This is a genomic window from Blautia sp. CAG:257, from assembly GCF_000433815.1.
Classification (GTDB): domain Bacteria; phylum Bacillota; class Clostridia; order Lachnospirales; family Lachnospiraceae; genus Blautia_A; species Blautia_A caecimuris.
In genome coordinates this window covers 1731-4041 of the sequence record NZ_HF999068.1, presented here as the reverse complement: position 1 = coordinate 4041, position 2311 = coordinate 1731, and the positions used below count along the sequence as shown (strand labels likewise).

The window sequence follows — 2311 nt, the reverse complement described above, 5'->3', positions numbered from 1 at the left end:
CATGTAATCCTACTGTGTACACTCTATTTACAGTAAGCACATGGGGTTCAGTTTACATCCGCAAGAATAAAAGCCGGATCATTAATAAGCGCTCTTCCAACCGATACCCTCTGCTGCTGACCTCCGGAAAGCTGTCCCGGAAGATGCTTTCTCCTGTGGGATAATCCTGTCATTTCCACGATCCGATCCAGCTTCCCTGCATCCGGCTTTCTCTGATCCAGAAGACAGGGCAGCATGATGTTCTCATCTACTGTCAGATTGGGGATAAGATTATAGAACTGATATACAATGCCAATATTTCTGCGCCTGAAAATAGCCATTTCGCTTTCATTCATGTCAAAAATCTTTTTTCCGTCAATCACAACGCTGCCGGAGGTAGGACGGTCAATTCCTCCGATCAGATTCATAAGAGTGGATTTTCCCGATCCTGACGCTCCAACAATGGCAATAAATTCACCTTTTTTAACCTGAAAGCTCACATGGTCAAGAGCAGTCACCTGATTTTCTCCGCTGCCGTAAATTTTAGTCAGCTCTTTTACTTCCAAAACTTCCATATATTACCTCTTTTCTCATTTTTTCGGCCATAGCTTGTCCTGACCTCTTTCATATTCATGATAAATAAGAAAAGTGACTCTTTCGTGACTATTTATAAAATTTCATGATAAATGTGGTGCCTGTTTTTTCTAAACCGGACTGTACTTCAATTTCTCCATTCTGAGCCCTCATAATGGAAAGAGCCAGAGGCAGCCCGATTCCATATCCGTTTTCTTTCCGCGTCCCCTCAAATCTCCGGAACAGTCCTGCAATCTGATCTTTTTTCAGCCCTTTTCCATGATCTGTAACAGATATCCAGCTATAAATGGGATTCTCTCCGGAATCTATCAGAATTTCACTGTTTTCCTCAGAACACTCTGAAGCATTTTTTAAAAGATTGATAAGAGCCTCTGTCGTCCATTTTCTGTCACAGACAAGCTGTATATCTTCTTTTAATCTCACAGTCTGATTTCGGATATCCAGCATGATCTCCACAGATTCCAGCGCATGATCCAGAAGCTCTCCTGTCTGCACCTTATCCTTATGGAAATTCACGTTCCTGGAATCAATTTTTGCCATTTTCAAAAGCGCCGTTACCAGCCACTCCATATGCCGTACTTCCTTTTTGATGCAAAAAAGAAATTCTTTCTGCCTGTCCTCCGGGGCATCCTCCATAAGCTCAGTCATAAGAAGAATGGAAGAAACCGGTGTTTTCAGCTGGTGGGAAATATCAGATAAATATCCTGACAGATGTTCTTTTTCTTCTATCGCGGCGCTTTTCTGCTCTCGCTCCAGATTCAGCAATGTATAAATATCATTTTTAAAAATACTCCAGGGGCCTTCCTTTTCATCCCTTGGGTCAAAGCTTTCTCCCTCAAGGGCTTTCTGGATCCCCTCTGAAAGCTCCAGAATTTCTTTTTTACTGATCCACACGATACCCGATCCCCCTGACTGTTGAAATCTGAACAGCATCTCCCAGCTTTTTCCGCAAACGCTTCACATATACAGTCAGGGTGTTATCTTCCACAAAATCACCACTGATATCCCAGATCCGTTCCAGAAGCTGCTCCCTTGTAAGAAGAATCGAGGGATTTTCCGCAAAAATAAGCAGCAGCCGATATTCCAGCGCTGTCAGTAAAATCTGCTGATCTTTTACAAATACTTTTCCTGCATTTGCATCAATCACAGCATCCCCGAGCCTTATAACCTGCTGTTCCTCTGTTTTTATATTCAGTATCCTTCTGATCCGGACCATCAGCTCCCTCATTCGAAAAGGCTTCGTAACGTAATCAGCAGCGCCGTTTTCCAGAGTATGGACAATTTCATCCTCATCATCTACCACAGTCAGATAGATCACCTGGGTCTGTTCTGCCTGAAGCTTTTGTCCGATTTCCTTGCCCACCCCGTCCGGAAGCTGCATGTCCAGAACAGCAAGGTCAAAATGAACTGCTTCTGATACTTCAAAGGCTTCCGCAACGCTCCTGCACTGCGTCACAAAATAACCCTCTTTTTCCAAAGCATAGCTCAGCCCTGCCGCAATGGAAGGATCATCCTCCACTATCAGTATTCTGTACATCATAATTCTGCCACCTCTGTTATCTTAATGGTTTTCCAATATGCGTCTTTCTGAAAATACTTTCTGATTTCCTCTTCATCCTGATCAGGAACAGCTTTCCAAAATTTATATATATTCATTATTATCCCCTTTTCATCTTTGCAGCTATCAACATATAAATTTAATTGTACCAAGCCGCCGACGCCACGGCTAGCCCTAATT

The 2311-nt window shown here is 43.0% G+C and carries 2 protein-coding genes and 2 pseudogenes; all 4 read right to left on the bottom strand.

The genetic code is table 11. From position 1 onward, the window contains the following. Positions 1-56: 56 nt before the first annotated feature. Positions 57-554, bottom strand: a pseudogene (locus QVP40_RS08355) (ABC transporter ATP-binding protein); the annotation flags it as partial. A gap of 88 nt (positions 555-642) precedes the next feature. Then, positions 643-1467: a sensor histidine kinase gene (locus QVP40_RS08350; protein WP_022068004.1), complete on the bottom strand. Its 825-nt coding sequence runs from the start codon at positions 1465-1467 to the stop codon at positions 643-645. Next, positions 1454-2113 carry a response regulator transcription factor gene (locus QVP40_RS08345; protein ID WP_022068003.1) on the bottom strand — a complete coding sequence of 220 codons (660 nt, stop codon included), beginning with the start codon at positions 2111-2113 and terminating at the stop codon, positions 1454-1456. Before QVP40_RS08345 ends, QVP40_RS08350 begins: the two co-directional genes overlap by 14 nt. Further along, positions 2110-2311: pseudogene (locus tag QVP40_RS08340) on the bottom strand (hypothetical protein); the annotation flags it as partial. The pseudogene QVP40_RS08340 and the gene QVP40_RS08345, both read right to left, overlap by 4 nt.

Bases quoted from the DNA above. Each gene is read 5' to 3' on its own strand.
- QVP40_RS08345 (WP_022068003.1), bottom strand. From the start codon at position 2,113: ATGATGTACAGAATACTGATAGTGGAGGATGATCCTTCCATTGCGGCA.